Source organism: Thauera sp. WH-2, assembly GCF_048321015.1.
GTDB lineage: Bacteria > Pseudomonadota > Gammaproteobacteria > Burkholderiales > Rhodocyclaceae > Thauera.
Window position 1 is genome coordinate 130,682 of sequence record NZ_JBLWFG010000003.1, and the last position, 13,975, is coordinate 144,656.

Sequence of the window (13,975 nt, forward strand, 5' to 3'; positions counted from 1 at the left end):
TGCAGCACGCGCGGGCGTATTTCCGCCAGCGGACGCGTTCCCTCCCGCACCCGGCCCGCAGGGCCGGCGACGGGGCGTGAACCTGTACGGTCGGGCGGGCGCGAGTGGCTTAGCGGGCGTCCTGCCGCTCATCCGCGGCCTGGACGCCGGCCGCCTCATTGGTGCTGCGATCCGCAGCATCGGCAACCGGCTCCACCGCAGCACGCTCCACATCCTCGTCAGCTTGGGCAGACGTGTCGCTGGGAGCCTCTCCTGCAGCCGCCGCCGAAGCCTCCTCGGGCGTAGACTGCCCGCCCGCTGCGACGCCTTCAGCCATAGCGCTTTCATCCGCGGCACCCTTCGCGGCCTCGCTGTCCTGCGCGGTTGCAGCAGCAGCTTCAGCGCCGACATCGGCTGCCACAGACTCAGCCTCGACCGCAGTCGCAGCAACTGCCGCACCGGCGGCAGCCCCTGCGATGAGTTTGCCAGCCTGCTCGTCCGCACCCTGGGCCGTACCCACCAGCAGTGCATCCACGCGCTGCTGGAAAAGCTCGCGCGCCGATCCGGTAGACAGCTTCTCGTAGCCGGAAGACAGATGCTGAAACAGCTCCTTGTAGCCGCCAGCCATCGACACGAACAGCGTGGCGGTCTTGTCGAAGTGCGCCTCGACCTCCTTGCGATAGCCCTCGACCTCTTCCTGCTTGCTCCGGAGTTCGGTTTCGAGTTGATCGATACGCTCCTTCGTACCGGCCGACTTGCGACCGATGAAGAAAGCGACGATGCCGACGATGACGACGGCAGAGATTGCGATCAACCAGGCGGTTTGCGGTGTCATATCCATCTTCTTCCTCCCTTGCTTTTCAATCGATGACCGTCGCCTCCACGGGCGACATGAACTGCAGGCGCGCTCGGAGCGCACGCGTTACCTCGACCCGCCCATCGGCAGCGATGCGCAACGCGTGTTCGATACCGAAACGGCGTGTATGTTCTCGCCACGCATCACCGGCAAGGTAAGCCGGCTTGCTCGGCGCATCGGAGAGCGTGCCGGCGCCCTCGCGCGGAGAGATCAGGATGGTGAGCGCCTGAGTGCCATGCGCAGGCTGGCCGGTGCGCGGATCCAGAAGATGCGAGAAGCGCTCGCCGTCGAGTTCGAAGTAGCGCTGATAGTCTCCGGAGGTGCCTACCGCTTCTCCATCGTACAACGGCAGGGTGGCGATGGGCGCGGGCATGCGCGGATGCTGGACGCCGATGCGCCACGGCTGGTCGCCCTTGCGGCCCAGCGCCATGACATTGCCGCCGATGTTGATGAGCGCATTGTTCACCCCGTTCTCGCGCAGGATGGCCGCGGCACGATCGAGCGCGTAGCCCTTGGCGTATCCGCCCAGATCGAGCTGCACCGCCGGGTTGCGGCTGCTCACGCGGTTTCCCTCGATGTGCAGGTCGTCCATGGACGGACGCGTCTGCAGCAGGGCTTCGAGCGCCGCCGGGTCGGGCCGCTGTGGCACGAAGGTGTCCGTGTGAAACCCCCAGAGCGCGATCAGCGCGCCAAGCGCCGGATTGAACAGCCCATCACCGGTGGCGGCGATGTGCTGGGCATCAGCCAGCATTGCGGCCAGCTCGTCAGACACGTCCGCCGTTTCGCCACGGGCCAGCGCAGCGTTCAGCGCGGTGAGCTCAGACGGCTCCCAGGCATGGTAGGCGCGGTGCAGGCGGTCGAATTCGCGCAGCACGGCGTAGGCCGCCGCATCGGCCGCTTCCTGGCTGTCGCCATACACCGCGACATCGACCCGCGTGCCGAAGACATACGCCTCATGCCGGAACACCTCCGCGCGCGAGCAGGCTGCGAGCAGTACGGCAACCAGCAGCAGCCCGACCCCGCGCATCACCGCCGGGAATGAATCGACGGTGATGCTCAGGCGCACGCCTGTTCCAGCGTGTCGACCACCAAGCCGGCGACATCGAAGCCTTGCTGGGCATGAATCTCGACCATGCAGGTCGGGCTGGTGACGTTGATCTCGGTGAGGTAGCCGCCGATCAGGTCCAGGCCGATGATGAGCAGACCCCGCCGCCACAGGATGGGGGCGAGGTATTCGGCAATCTCGCGCTCACGCTGCGTGAGCGGCATCGCCACGCCGCGCCCGCCCGCGGCCAGGTTGCCGCGCGTCTCACCGGCCCGGGGGATGCGCGCCAGCGAAAAGGGCACGACCTGGCCGCCTATGATCAGCACCCGCTTGTCACCCTCGGCGATCTGGGGCAGGTAGCGCTGTGCCATGATCGTGCGCGCGCCATCGTGGGCCAGCGTCTCGACGATCACGTTGCGGTTGGGGTCATCCGCACGCACGCGGAAGATCTGGCTGCCGCCCATGCCGTCGAGCGGCTTGAGGATGACGTCGCCGAGTTCGTCGATGAAGGCGTGAATGTCCACCGGGTCGCGCGCCACCAGCGTGGTCGCGGTGAACTGCGGGAATTCGGTGATCGCGATCTTCTCGGAATGGTCGCGCACCGCACGCGGATCATTGAACACCCGCACGCCGGCCTGCGCCGCACGCTCAAGCAGCCAGGTGGCGGTGACGTACTCGAAGTCGAAGGGCGGGTCCTGACGCATCAGCACCGCGTCGAACGCCGATAGCGGCACGGCCTGCGCCACACCCGCCCGGTACCAGGCGGCATCGTCGTCACAGACGTCCAGCGGCACGCAGCCCGTGCCCACCACCACGCCTTCGCGCCAGGTAAGCCCCGCGCGCTGTAGCGACCACACCTCGTGGCCACGGCGCGCGGCGGCGCGCATCATCGCGATGCTGGAATCCTTGTAGGCCTTGAGGCCCTCGAGCGGATCCAGGATGAAGAGGAGCTTGAGCTTGCGGTTCATACCGTCCTTGCCTGCGTCAGTTTGCCGAAGCGGGGCGCCCCGAGGCGCCGCCGTCCCACTCACGCCATCAACGCCTCATCCGTCACGGGTTCGGTTTCCTCGATCTCGACCGAGGCCGCGAGCAGCGCGAGGCGGGCGACGACGCCATAGGCGTAGAAACGGTTGGGCGGCGCATCGGGTCCCTGCGCTGCGTCGGGCAGGGTGCAGCAGGTGTCGAAGGCCAGCGGCTTGAAGTGCATGCCCGGCGCGTTGAGGTTCTCATCGCGGCCGCGCTCGGTGTGCACGCGGTAGAAGCCGCCCACCACGTAGTGATCCATCATGTACACCACCGGTTCGGCGACGCCGTCCTCCACCGTCTCGAAGGTGTGCACGCCCTCCTGGATGATGACTTCCTGCACCTGCAGGCCTTCCTTCACCACCGCCATCTTGTTGCGCTGGCGACGATTCAGGCCGACGACCTCGGAGGCATCCTTCACCGTCATCACGCCCATGCCATAGGTGCCGGCATCCGCCTTGACCACGACGAAAGGCTCATCGGTGACGCCGTATTCCTTGTACTTGGCGCGGATGCGGGTCAGCAGCGAGTCCACCTGCGCCGCCAGGCACTCCTCGCCGGTGCGCTCCTGGAAGTTGATCTGGCCGCACACGCCGAACTCTGGGTTGATGCGCCAGGGGTCGATGCCGATCGCGGTCGCGAACTCGTGCGCGACGCGGTCGTAGCACTCGGCGTGCTTGGACTTGCGGCGCGAGTGCCAGCCGGCGTGCAGTGGCGGGATCAGCCACTGTTCGTCCAACCCCGTCAGCACCGCTGGAATGCCGGCGGACAGATCATTGTTCAGCAGCACCGCGCAGGGGTCGAAGTTGTCCAGGCCGATGCGGCTGCCGCTGCGGCGCAGCGGCTCCAGCGTCAGCGTGGCGCCGTTGGCCAGCTCCAGCACGGTCGGCTCGGCGATGTCGGGCAGCAGGCTGCCGATGCGCACGTCCAGGCCGGTGAGGCGCAGGATGGACACCAGCTTGGCCACGTTCTGCAGGTAGAACTGGTTGCGGGTGTGGTTCTCGGGGACCAGCAGCAGCTTGCTGGCATCGGGGCAGATGCGCTCGATCGCCGCCTGCGCCGCCTGCACGCACAAGGGCATGAAGGCGTCGTTGAGGTTGTTGAAGCCGCCGGGGAACAGGTTCAGGTCGACCGGCGCGAGCTTGAAGCCCGAGTTGCGCAGGTCGGTGGAACCGTAGAAGGGCGGCATGTGGTCCTGCCACTGGTCCCGGAACCAGCGTTCGATCTCGGTGGCGTTGTCCAGAAACTGGCGCTCCAGCTCCAGCAGGGGGCCGGTCAGTGCAGTGGTGAGATGGGGAACCATGAAGTGTCTCTTGAGAGCGCTGCAAACCCGGGCGGGGCAGCGAATGGATTGGCCGAAATATTACACCAAGGGCACGCGCGCCCATTGCGTCGAGAGCAAAAACCGGGTCACCCGAGAAGCGGACGCAGCGGTAGGCGATGCTCGTCCTTCACCGCCTCCATGACCACGTAGGTGTGGGTCTGCTTCACGCAGGGCAAGCTCGAGATCTGCTCACCCATCACGCGGCGATACTCGTTGATATCACGGGTGCGCACCTTCAGCAGATAGTCGAAATCGCCCGCGATCATCAAGCAGGACTCGATCTCGGGAATGCGCCGCACGGCCTCGTTGAAGCGGCGCAGATCCTGCTCGGTCGTGCTGGTCAGCAGCACCTGCACGACCACGATGTGGCCGGCTCCCACCGCCGCAGGGTCGAGCGCTGCATGATAGCCGCGAATCACCCCGGCTTTCTCAAGGCGGCGGATCCGCTCGGCACAGGGCGTCTTGGTCAGGCCAACCCGGCGTGACAGCTCGACGATGGACAGGCGGGCATCGGCCTGGAGTTCAGCGAGAATCTTCTGATCGATGCGATCCATTGCGGCGCAACAGGCGTTCTGCCTGCAAGTAGGGTTCAATTCGGGAATTATGACTTTATAAATGCAAATTTTGGAGCCATTAACTCCAGTTTTTCGCAAAGAATGCGGCCTATTGAAGACATGTGCGACGCGCTTCGCAGCCTCCCTGCACAAGCCCCTCGCAAGCCCCCGACGGAGCCCCGGCCGTGACACCGATCCAGACCCAGCCTTGTGCCGCCCCCATCGCCCCCAGCACGGCGGCCCTGCCCGAGCGCCCGCGGAGTGCGCTTCGCCTTGCGATCGACGCAGCCTGGCGCAGTCCGGAACCGGAGTGCATCCCCGGGCTGATCGAATCTGCCCGCATCCCCGATACCCTGCGCGACGGGGTACACCGCCTCGCCCATGATCTGGTGAGCGGCCTGCGCGCCACCCGCACCCGCTCCTCGGGCGTGGATGCGCTGATGAAGGAGTTCTCGCTTTCCAGCCAGGAAGGCGTGGCACTGATGTGCCTGGCCGAAGCGCTGCTGCGCGTGCCCGACAAGGCGACAGCCGACCGTCTGATCCGCGACAAGCTCGCCGACGGCGACTGGCGCGCGCACATCGGCAACAGCCCCTCACTGTTCGTCAACGCCGCAACCTGGGGCCTCCTGATCACCGGCAGACTGGTGTCGACCAGCAGCGAGGAGGGTCTGTCTTCGGCGCTCACCCGGCTGATGGCGCGCGGTGGAGAGCCGCTGATCCGCAAAGGCATGGACCTTGCGATGCGCATGCTGGGCGAGCAGTTCGTCACCGGCCGCGACATCGACGAAGCCCTCAAGCGCGGCCGCGAGCATGAGAAGAAGGGCTACCGCTACTCCTTCGACATGCTGGGCGAGGCCGCGATGACCGCCGCAGACGCCGAGCGCTACTTCAAGGACTACGAAAGCGCCATCCACGCCATCGGGCAGGCTTCGAAGGGCCGCGGCGTGGTCGATGGCAACGGCATCTCGGTCAAGCTCTCGGCCCTGCACCCGCGCTACACCTGGTCGCAGCGCGAGCGTGTGCTCGCCGAGCTGCTGCCCAGGCTCAAGACCCTGTGCCTGCAGGCACGGGGCTACGACATCGGCCTCAACATCGACGCCGAGGAAGCCGAGCGTCTCGATCTTTCGCTCGACCTGCTCGAGGCGCTTGCCACCGACGATGCACTCGCCGGCTGGAGCGGTCTGGGCTTCGTCGTGCAGGCCTATCAGAAGCGGGCGCCCTTCGTGCTCGACTTCGTCATCGACCTCGCACGCCGAAGCGGCCAGCGCATGATGGTGCGCTTGGTCAAGGGCGCATACTGGGACGCCGAGATCAAGCGCGCACAGATCGACGGTCTTGGCGGCTACCCCGTCTATACCCGCAAGGTCTACACCGACGTCGCCTACCTTGCCTGCGCGAAGAAGCTGCTCACTGCGCGCGACGTGATCTACCCGCAGTTCGCCACCCACAACGCACACTCGCTGGCAGCAATCTTCCACCTCGCCGCCGCCGACGGCCGCCCCTGGCAGCCGGGTGACTACGAGTTCCAGTGCCTGCACGGCATGGGCGAGCCGCTCTACGACCAGATCGTCGGCCGTGCCGACCGCCACCGCATGGTGCGCATCTACGCGCCGGTGGGCAGCCACGAGACCCTGCTCGCCTACCTCGTGCGCCGCCTGCTCGAAAACGGTGCCAACACCAGCTTCGTCAATCGCATCGTAGATGAGCGCGTGCCAGTCGAAGAGCTGATCGCTGACCCGGTTGAGCAGGCTGCGCCGCTTGCGGGCGCGCCGCATCCGAAGATCCCGCTGCCGGCCGAACTGTTCGGCGCACAGCGCACCAACTCCGCCGGCGTCGACCTCGCCAGCGAGCCGGTGCGCGCACGGATCGTCATGGCACTCGCCGCCTCTCGCACAAGCGCCTTCACAGGCGGGCCGGTGGTCGCCGGCAAGATTACCCCCGCTACCGCACTGCCGATACACAACCCCGCCAACCACCAGGACACCGTCGGCAATGCTGCCGAAGCAAGCGCCGACGACATCGAGCGGGCGCTGGCCGCCGCCAGCGCCGCGGCAGCCGAGTGGGCCTCCACCCCGGCAACCGAGCGCTGCGATGCACTGGTGCGCGCCGCCGATCTGTTCGAGCGGGACACCGACACCCTGCTCGCACTCGCAATCCGCGAGGCCGGCAAATCCTGGGCCAATGCCGTCGCCGAGTTGCGCGAGGCGGTCGACTTCCTGCGCTACTACGCCCAGCAGGCGCGCGGCTTCGATGCCGCCAGTCATGTGCCGCTCGGCCCGGTGCTATGCATCAGCCCGTGGAATTTCCCGCTCGCCATCTTTACCGGCCAGGCCGCCGCCGCGCTTGCCGCCGGCAACCCGGTACTGGCCAAGCCGGCCGAGCAGACTCCGCTGATCGCGGCCCATGCGGTGCGCCTGCTGCACGAAGCCGGGGTGCCGACCGCAGCGCTGCAGCTGCTGCCTGGCCGTGGCGAAACGGTCGGCGCCACGCTGGTGGCCGACACCCGCGTGCGCGGGGTGATGTTCACCGGCTCCACCGAGGTCGCAACGCTGATCAACCGCACACTTGCCGAGCGCGGTGGCGATATCCCGTTGATCGCCGAGACCGGCGGACAGAACGCGATGATCGTCGACTCCACGGCGCTGCCCGAGCAGGTGGTGGCCGACGTCCTCGCCTCCGCCTTCGACTCTGCCGGCCAGCGCTGCTCGGCACTGCGCGTGCTCTGCCTGCAGGACGACATCGCCGACGGCGTGCTGCACATGCTGCGCGGCGCGCTCGACGAGCTGGCCCTGGGCGACCCTGCGGACGTACGCGTGGACGTCGGTCCGGTCATCGACGACGACGCCCGTGCCGGCCTGGAAGCCCACGTTGCCGCGATGCAGGCGAAGGGCGCGCGCGTCACCCGCCTTCCCCTGCCTGCCGGGTGCGCGCATGGCACCTTCGTCGCACCGACCATCATCGAGATCGACGCGCTATCCGCACTCGGCCGCGAGCAGTTCGGCCCCATCCTGCACGTGCTGCGCTACCGCGCCGCCGAGCTCGACACGCTGATCGACGCGATCAATGCCAGCGGCTACGGCCTCACCATGGGGGTGCACACGCGCATCGACGAGACGGTCGAGCGCGTCGCCGCACGCGCCCATGTCGGCAACCTGTATGTGAACCGCAACATCATCGGTGCGGTCGTTGGCGTACAGCCCTTCGGCGGCGAAGGGCTTTCGGGCACCGGACCCAAGGCGGGCGGCCCGCTCTACCTGCACCGGCTGCTGGCCCGCACGCCCGGCCCTGCGCTGGCCGATGGCGCATGCACGGTGGGCGAGGACGAAGAGGCTCGCGCGGCCGACCAGGCGCTCGAACGCTTCCTGGGTTGGCTGGACGGCGACGGCCGCAGTCTGGTGGAGGGTGACGAACTGGCCGTGCTGCGCGACCGCGCCGATGCCTGCCGCGCGCGCAGCCTCAGCGGCCTGCGCCTGACCCTGCCCGGCCCCACGGGCGAGGAGGACAGCCTGCGCTTCACCGCGCGCGGCACGATCGCCGGCGTGGCCGGGCACCGCACCGGCGTGCTGCATCAGGTCATGGCCGCACTCGCCAGTGGCAATCACCTGCTGCTGGACGACAAGGCGGCCGCTCGCGCCGTGTACGAGGCACTGCCCCAGGCATTGCAAACCCGGATCACCCTCGATGCAGGCTGGGCCGAAAAGGCCATTGGTGCAGTGCTGTTCGAGGGCCCCGAGACCGAGGCTGACGCACTGCGTGTGCGCATCGCCGCCCGCAAGGGGCCCATCGTCCAGTTGCTGCAGCCCAACCCGGATTACGACCTCGCCCGCCTCGTGCATGAGCGCACGCTATCGATCAATACCGCAGCCGCGGGCGGTAACGCCAGCCTGATGGCGATGGGGGCCTGAACGCCCCCGGGTCCGCAGAACCTTCCCCTAGGGCTACACCCTAGGGGAAGTTCATCTCCGGCGAAGCCCCCGCAGCTAGGGCCAGCACGGATGGTAATTCCGGAGAATTCGCTTACCTTAGGCGGCCGCAAACGGCTCCGCACACGAGCCCGATGCCCGAACCAAGGCCATAACCACAGCCAAGAAGGAGACGTTTCATGAAGAAAACCCTGCTCGCAACCGCCGTGCTCGCACTAGGCGGCTTTTCCTCCGCCGCCCTCGCAGATCTTTCCGTGGCGATCGCCGGCCCCATGACCGGCCAGTACGCATCGGCCGGCGACCAGATCCGCAAGGGCGCGGAAATGGCCATCGCCGACATCAACGCACGTGGCGGTGTGCTCGGCGAGAAGCTCAAGCTGGAGGTGGGCGACGACGCCTGCGATCCCAAGCAGGCGGTGTCGGTGGCGAACACCATGGTCAACAAGAACATCGTGTTCATGCACGGCCACTGGTGCTCGAGCTCGACCATCCCCGCCTCCGAGGTGTACAACGAAGCCGACATCCTGATGGCCACGGTGTCGACCAACCCGCAGGTCACCGAGCGCGGGCTGAACAACATCTTCCGCATCATGGGCCGTGACGACCAGCAGGGCCTGGTGGCGGGCAGCTACATCGCCGAGAAGTTCGCCGGCAAGAAGGCCGCCGTGGTCGACGACAAGAGCGCCTACGGCAAGGGCCTGGCCGACGAGATGGCCAAGGCGATGGAAGCCAAGGGTCTCAAGCCGACGTTGCGCGAGGCGATCACTGCCGGCGAGAAGGACTACTCGGGCCTGGTCACCAAGCTCAAGCAGGCCGGCGTCGAGGTGATGGCCTACGGCGGCTACCACACCGAGGTTGCGCTCATCCTGCGCCAGGCCCAGGCCGCCGGCCTCGACCTGACCGTGATGGGCGGCGACACCATGACCAACTCCGAGCTCGTCACCGCTGCCGGCCCGGCTGCGGACAAGGTGCTGTTCACCTTCTCGCCCGACCCGCGCAAGAACGCCGACGCTGCCCCGGTGGTGGAGAAGTTCCGCGCCGCCAAGGTCGAGCCCGAAGGCTATGTGCTCTACGCCTACGCTGCCTTCCAGCTCTTCGAGCAGGCCGCCACCGCAGCCAAGAGCACCCAATACGCCGACCTCGAGAAGGCGATGCGTGGCGGCAGCTTCAACACCGTGATCGGCGAGCTGTCCTTCGACGCCAAGGGCGACCAGAAGGCGCCGGGCTTCGTGGTCTATCGCTGGCAGGGCGGCCAGTACGACTACGCGCAGTAATCACCCGCCCCGGACTGTCCGGGGCATCGGTCGCCCTCCGCCCACGAGGCGGGAGGCGACCCTGCAATCAAACGACAAGACGGCACCCGGCACCCGCATCGGCCACACCGGCGCGGGCGCCATCGTGCCTCCACGGGAGACATCGTGGCCTACGCACTCCAGCAACTGATCAACGGGCTCACGCTCGGCGCCATGTACGGCCTCATCGCCATCGGCTACACGATGGTGTACGGCATCATCGGCATGATCAACTTCGCCCATGGCGACATCTTCATGGTGAGCGCGTTCATCGCGATCACCGCCTTTACCATCCTCGCCGCAGCCGACGTGACCTCGATCCCGCTCGCACTCACCTTCGTGCTGATTGTGGCGATCTTCTTCACCTCAGCCTACGGCTGGGCGGTCGAGCGCACCGCGTACCGCCCGCTGCGCGGCTCGACGCGGCTGGCGCCGCTCATTTCCGCGATCGGCATGTCGATCTTCCTGCAGAACACCGTGCAGCTCACCCAGGGTGCGCGCGTCAAGCCGATCCCACCGGTGCTCGAGGGCGGCATCGTGCTGTGGGACAACCCCGCCTTCACGGTGCAGATCGGCTGGAGCCAGATGCTGATCATCGTCACGACCGTGATCCTGATGACCGCCTTCACGTGGATGATCACGCAGACCCCCTTCGGCCGCCAGCAGCGCGCCTGCGAACAGGACCGCACCATGGCGGGGCTGCTCGGGGTCAATGTGGACCGCACCATCTCCTACACCTTCATGCTCGGCGCGGCGCTGGCTGCGGTCGCCGGGGTGATGGTGACGGTGTACTACGGCGTGGTGGATTTCTTCATCGGCTTCCTCGCCGGCATCAAGGCCTTCACCGCCGCGGTGCTGGGCGGCATCGGCTCGCTGCCGGGGGCCATGCTGGGCGGGCTGCTGATCGGGCTCATCGAGTCCTTCTGGGCCGCCTACCTGTGGGCGGAATACAAGGACGTCGCCACCTTCAGCATCCTGTGCCTGGTGCTGATGTTGCGCCCCTCCGGCCTGCTCGGCCGGCCTGAAGTGGAGAAGGTCTGATGAGCACCATCGTCTTCGCCCGCCATGCCATGACCCCCGCCGAGCGTCTGCGCGACGCCGGCTGGGTAGCCTTCGTGGGTCTCATCCTCGGCGTGCCGCTGATCGGCCTGACCACAGTGGACGTGGGCGGGCGACTGGCGGTCGACACCCGCTTCGGCCTGCTCGCAGCCTTCGTCACCGCCGCCTTCGCGGGGCGCCTGTTGCTGCGCTGGGGCATCGACCACATGCGCAACCGCAAGCTCGCCCGCGAGCAGGCCAGCACCACCACCGCCGCGCAACGTGCACATGGCGCGCAGAAGGTGGTCAACATCCTGGGCTGGGTGGCGCTCGGCGCCTCGATCGCGCTGCCCATCGTGTACTCCGACAACCGCTATGTGGTCGACACCGCCACCACGGTGCTGATCTACGTGATGCTGGGCTGGGGCCTCAACGTGGTCGTGGGACTCGCGGGCCTGCTCGACCTGGGCTACGTCGCCTTCTACGCGGTGGGCGCCTATTCCTACGCGCTACTGTCCACCCAGTACGGCTGGGGCTTCTGGGAGGCCTTGCCCGTCTCCGGCGTACTCGCGGCCAGCTTCGGCATCCTCCTGGGCTATCCGATCCTGCGCCTGCGTGGCGACTATCTCGCCATCGTCACGCTGGGCTTCGGGGAGATCATCCGTGTGATCCTGGTGAACTGGACCGAATTCTCCGGCGGCCCCAACGGGATCAGCTCGATCCCGCGCCCAAGCTTCTTCGGCCTCGAGTTCACCCGCAGCGCACCGGAAGGCACACAGACCTTCGCCAGCTTCTTCGGCCTGGAGTTCTCGGCCATGCACCGGCTGATCTTCCTCTACTACCTGATCCTGGTGCTGGCCCTGCTCACCCACGCGTTCGTGTCGCGGCTGCGCAAACTGCCCGTCGGCCGCGCCTGGGAGGCACTCCGCGAGGACGAGATCGCCTGCCAGGCCATGGGCATGAACACCACCAACATCAAGCTCTCGGCCTTCGCCATCGGCGCCATGCTGGGCGGCTTCGCCGGGGTGTTCTTCGCCGCGCGCCAGGGCTTCATCTCGCCGGAGAGCTTCACCTTCACCGAGTCGGCGATCATCCTCGCCATCGTGGTACTGGGCGGCATGGGCTCGCAAATGGGCGTGGTGCTTGCGGCAACGCTGCTGGTGCTGATCCCCGAGTTCGGGCGCAACTTCTCCGAGTACCGCATGCTGCTGTTCGGCGCTGCGATGGTGCTGATCATGGTGTGGAAGCCCGGCGGCCTGCTGTCGCACCGCGAACCCACGGTACGCCTGCAGCCTGCGGGCGCCGCCGCCAGCGACAAGGAGGGCGCACGATGAGCGCACACGACAAGGGCACCCTGCTGTCGGTGCGCCAGCTGACCATGCGCTTCGGCGGTCTGACCGCGATCGACGATCTGTCGCTCGAGGTGCCGGCCGGCCGCATCACCGGCATCATCGGCCCCAATGGCGCGGGCAAGACCACGCTGTTCAACTGCCTCACCGGCTTCTACAAGCCGACCACCGGCACGCTGCGCCTGGCACATCCCGTGCGCGGCGAGATACTGCTGGAGAAGCTGCCCAGCCACCGGGTCGCGCGCGACGCCCAGGTGGTGCGCACCTTCCAGAACATCCGCCTGTTCCCGAAAATGACGGTGCTGGAGAACCTCATCGTCGCCCAGCACAACGTGCTGCAGCGCGCCTCGAGATTCTCCATCGCCGGGATCTTCAAGCTGCCCGGCTACCGCCAGGCGGAGAGGCAGGCGATCGAGCGCGCAGCGATGTGGCTCGAAAGGCTCAAGCTCACCCACCTCGCCGACCACGCCGCAGGCGACCTGCCCTACGGCATCCAGCGCCGCATCGAGATCGCACGTGCGCTGTGCGTCGACCCGGTTCTGCTGTGCCTGGACGAACCGGCGGCCGGCCTCAACCCGCGCGAATCGGCCGAACTCAACGAGCTGCTGCTCTACCTGTGCGGCGAACTGGGCATCGCGATCCTGCTCATCGAGCACGACATGAGCGTGGTGATGAACGTCTCCGACCACATCGGCGTGATCAGCTACGGGCGCAAGATCGCCGAAGGCACACCCGAGGAGGTCCGGAACAACCCGGAGGTGATCAAGGCCTACCTCGGCGAGGACGAGGAAGAAGCCGAAGCGGGCATCGCCGAGAAACTTGCCGAGGAAGGCATGACCGAGACACGCAAGGGGGGGCAGCCGGCATGATGCTCACGATGGAGGGCGTGCACGCCCATTACGGACATATCCACGCACTGCGCGGCATCGACATCGAGGTTCAGGTCGGGGAGATCGTCACCCTGATCGGTGCCAACGGCGCCGGAAAATCCACGCTGATGATGAGCCTGTTCGGCAACCCCAAGGCCAGCGCGGGGCGCATCGTGTTCGACGGCGAGGACATCACCCGCGTCCATACCCACGAGATCGCCCGTCGCGGCATCGCCCTGGTGCCCGAAGGCCGGCGCATCTTTCCGCGCATGACGGTGATCGAGAACCTGCAGATGGGAACGGCGCATGCCGACCCGGCGAACTACGATGCCGACATCGCGCGCGTGTTTGCGATGTTTCCCATTCTCGAGGAGCGACGCACGCAACGCGCCGGCACCTTGTCGGGCGGGGAACAGCAGATGCTCGCGATCGGCCGCGCGCTGATGAGCCGCCCCAAGCTGCTGCTGCTCGACGAGCCTTCACTCGGGCTGGCGCCGATCTACATCCGCAAGGTGTTCCAGATCATCCGCGAACTCAACCGCGACCACGGCATGACCATCCTGCTCGTCGAGCAGAACGCCAACCAGGCCCTGCGCGTGGCCGACCGCGGCTACGTGCTGCAGCACGGCGAGATCACCCTCGCCGGCACCGGGGCCGAACTGCTGGCGAGTACGGAAGTGCGTGCAGCCTACCTGGAGGGCGGGCACGCCTGATCGGCGATCA

At 67.2% G+C, this 13,975-nt stretch carries 11 protein-coding genes; 6 read left to right on the forward strand and 5 right to left on the reverse strand.

From position 1 onward, the window contains the following. Window positions 1–109 precede the first annotated feature (109 nt). The 5 genes from ACNKW1_RS07175 to ACNKW1_RS07195 form a co-directional block, all read right to left on the reverse strand. On the reverse strand, window positions 110–814 hold the full coding sequence (locus ACNKW1_RS07175; protein ID WP_418363917.1) for a YhcB family protein: 705 nt from the start codon (window positions 812–814) through the stop codon (window positions 110–112). 25 nt (window positions 815–839) lie between these two features. Further along, window positions 840–1,862, reverse strand: a complete 1,023-nt coding sequence (locus ACNKW1_RS07180; protein WP_418364089.1) for an FAD:protein FMN transferase — start codon at window positions 1,860–1,862, stop codon at window positions 840–842. Window positions 1,863–1,891: 29 nt separating this feature from the next. Then, window positions 1,892–2,848 (reverse strand): glutathione synthase, encoded by a 957-nt coding sequence (gene gshB / locus ACNKW1_RS07185; protein ID WP_418363918.1) that lies wholly within the window; start codon window positions 2,846–2,848, stop codon window positions 1,892–1,894. A gap of 59 nt (window positions 2,849–2,907) precedes the next feature. Beyond that, on the reverse strand, window positions 2,908–4,206 hold the full coding sequence (gene gshA, locus ACNKW1_RS07190) for a glutamate--cysteine ligase (RefSeq protein ID WP_418363919.1): 1,299 nt from the start codon (window positions 4,204–4,206) through the stop codon (window positions 2,908–2,910). A gap of 107 nt (window positions 4,207–4,313) precedes the next feature. Next, window positions 4,314–4,781: an Lrp/AsnC ligand binding domain-containing protein gene (locus ACNKW1_RS07195; protein ID WP_418363920.1), complete on the reverse strand. Its 468-nt coding sequence runs from the start codon at window positions 4,779–4,781 to the stop codon at window positions 4,314–4,316. A gap of 185 nt (window positions 4,782–4,966) precedes the next feature. Between ACNKW1_RS07195 and putA the strand changes: the two genes are divergently transcribed. The 6 genes from putA to ACNKW1_RS07225 all read left to right on the forward strand — a co-directional run bounded on the left by putA (window position 4,967) and on the right by ACNKW1_RS07225 (window position 13,965). Next, on the forward strand, window positions 4,967–8,686 hold the full coding sequence (gene putA / locus ACNKW1_RS07200) for a trifunctional transcriptional regulator/proline dehydrogenase/L-glutamate gamma-semialdehyde dehydrogenase (RefSeq protein ID WP_418363921.1): 3,720 nt from the start codon (window positions 4,967–4,969) through the stop codon (window positions 8,684–8,686). A gap of 197 nt (window positions 8,687–8,883) precedes the next feature. Continuing rightward, complete coding sequence (locus ACNKW1_RS07205; protein ID WP_418363922.1) at window positions 8,884–9,978, forward strand: branched-chain amino acid ABC transporter substrate-binding protein; 1,095 nt, start codon at window positions 8,884–8,886, stop codon at window positions 9,976–9,978. A gap of 144 nt (window positions 9,979–10,122) precedes the next feature. Beyond that, the gene (locus ACNKW1_RS07210) at window positions 10,123–11,037 is read left to right on the forward strand and encodes an ABC transporter permease subunit (RefSeq protein ID WP_418363923.1); all 915 of its coding nucleotides are present in this window, start codon (window positions 10,123–10,125) and stop codon (window positions 11,035–11,037) included. After that, window positions 11,037–12,368 carry a high-affinity branched-chain amino acid ABC transporter permease LivM gene (livM, locus tag ACNKW1_RS07215; RefSeq protein WP_418363924.1) on the forward strand — a complete coding sequence of 444 codons (1,332 nt, stop codon included), beginning with the start codon at window positions 11,037–11,039 and terminating at the stop codon, window positions 12,366–12,368. The genes ACNKW1_RS07210 and livM overlap by 1 nt, the downstream gene beginning before the upstream one ends. Then, window positions 12,365–13,252: an ABC transporter ATP-binding protein gene (locus ACNKW1_RS07220; protein ID WP_418363925.1), complete on the forward strand. Its 888-nt coding sequence runs from the start codon at window positions 12,365–12,367 to the stop codon at window positions 13,250–13,252. Before livM ends, ACNKW1_RS07220 begins: the two co-directional genes overlap by 4 nt. Then, on the forward strand, window positions 13,252–13,965 hold the full coding sequence (locus ACNKW1_RS07225) for an ABC transporter ATP-binding protein (RefSeq protein ID WP_418364090.1): 714 nt from the start codon (window positions 13,252–13,254) through the stop codon (window positions 13,963–13,965). The genes ACNKW1_RS07220 and ACNKW1_RS07225 overlap by 1 nt, the downstream gene beginning before the upstream one ends. Window positions 13,966–13,975 lie beyond the last annotated feature (10 nt).

Excerpts from the sequence above, each read along its gene's own strand:
- ACNKW1_RS07205 (WP_418363922.1), top strand. The coding sequence starts at position 8,884 with ATGAAGAAAACCCTGCTCGCAACCGCCGTGCTCGCACTAGGCGGCTTT.
- ACNKW1_RS07180 (WP_418364089.1), bottom strand. The coding sequence starts at position 1,862 with ATGCGCGGGGTCGGGCTGCTGCTGGTTGCCGTACTGCTCGCAGCCTGC.
- ACNKW1_RS07220 (WP_418363925.1), top strand. The coding sequence starts at position 12,365 with ATGAGCGCACACGACAAGGGCACCCTGCTGTCGGTGCGCCAGCTGACC.
- ACNKW1_RS07175 (WP_418363917.1), bottom strand. The coding sequence starts at position 814 with ATGACACCGCAAACCGCCTGGTTGATCGCAATCTCTGCCGTCGTCATC.
- ACNKW1_RS07195 (WP_418363920.1), bottom strand. The coding sequence starts at position 4,781 with ATGGATCGCATCGATCAGAAGATTCTCGCTGAACTCCAGGCCGATGCC.
- livM (WP_418363924.1), top strand. The coding sequence starts at position 11,037 with ATGAGCACCATCGTCTTCGCCCGCCATGCCATGACCCCCGCCGAGCGT.
- gshB (WP_418363918.1), bottom strand. The coding sequence starts at position 2,848 with ATGAACCGCAAGCTCAAGCTCCTCTTCATCCTGGATCCGCTCGAGGGC.
- ACNKW1_RS07225 (WP_418364090.1), top strand. The coding sequence starts at position 13,252 with ATGCTCACGATGGAGGGCGTGCACGCCCATTACGGACATATCCACGCA.
- gshA (WP_418363919.1), bottom strand. The coding sequence starts at position 4,206 with ATGGTTCCCCATCTCACCACTGCACTGACCGGCCCCCTGCTGGAGCTG.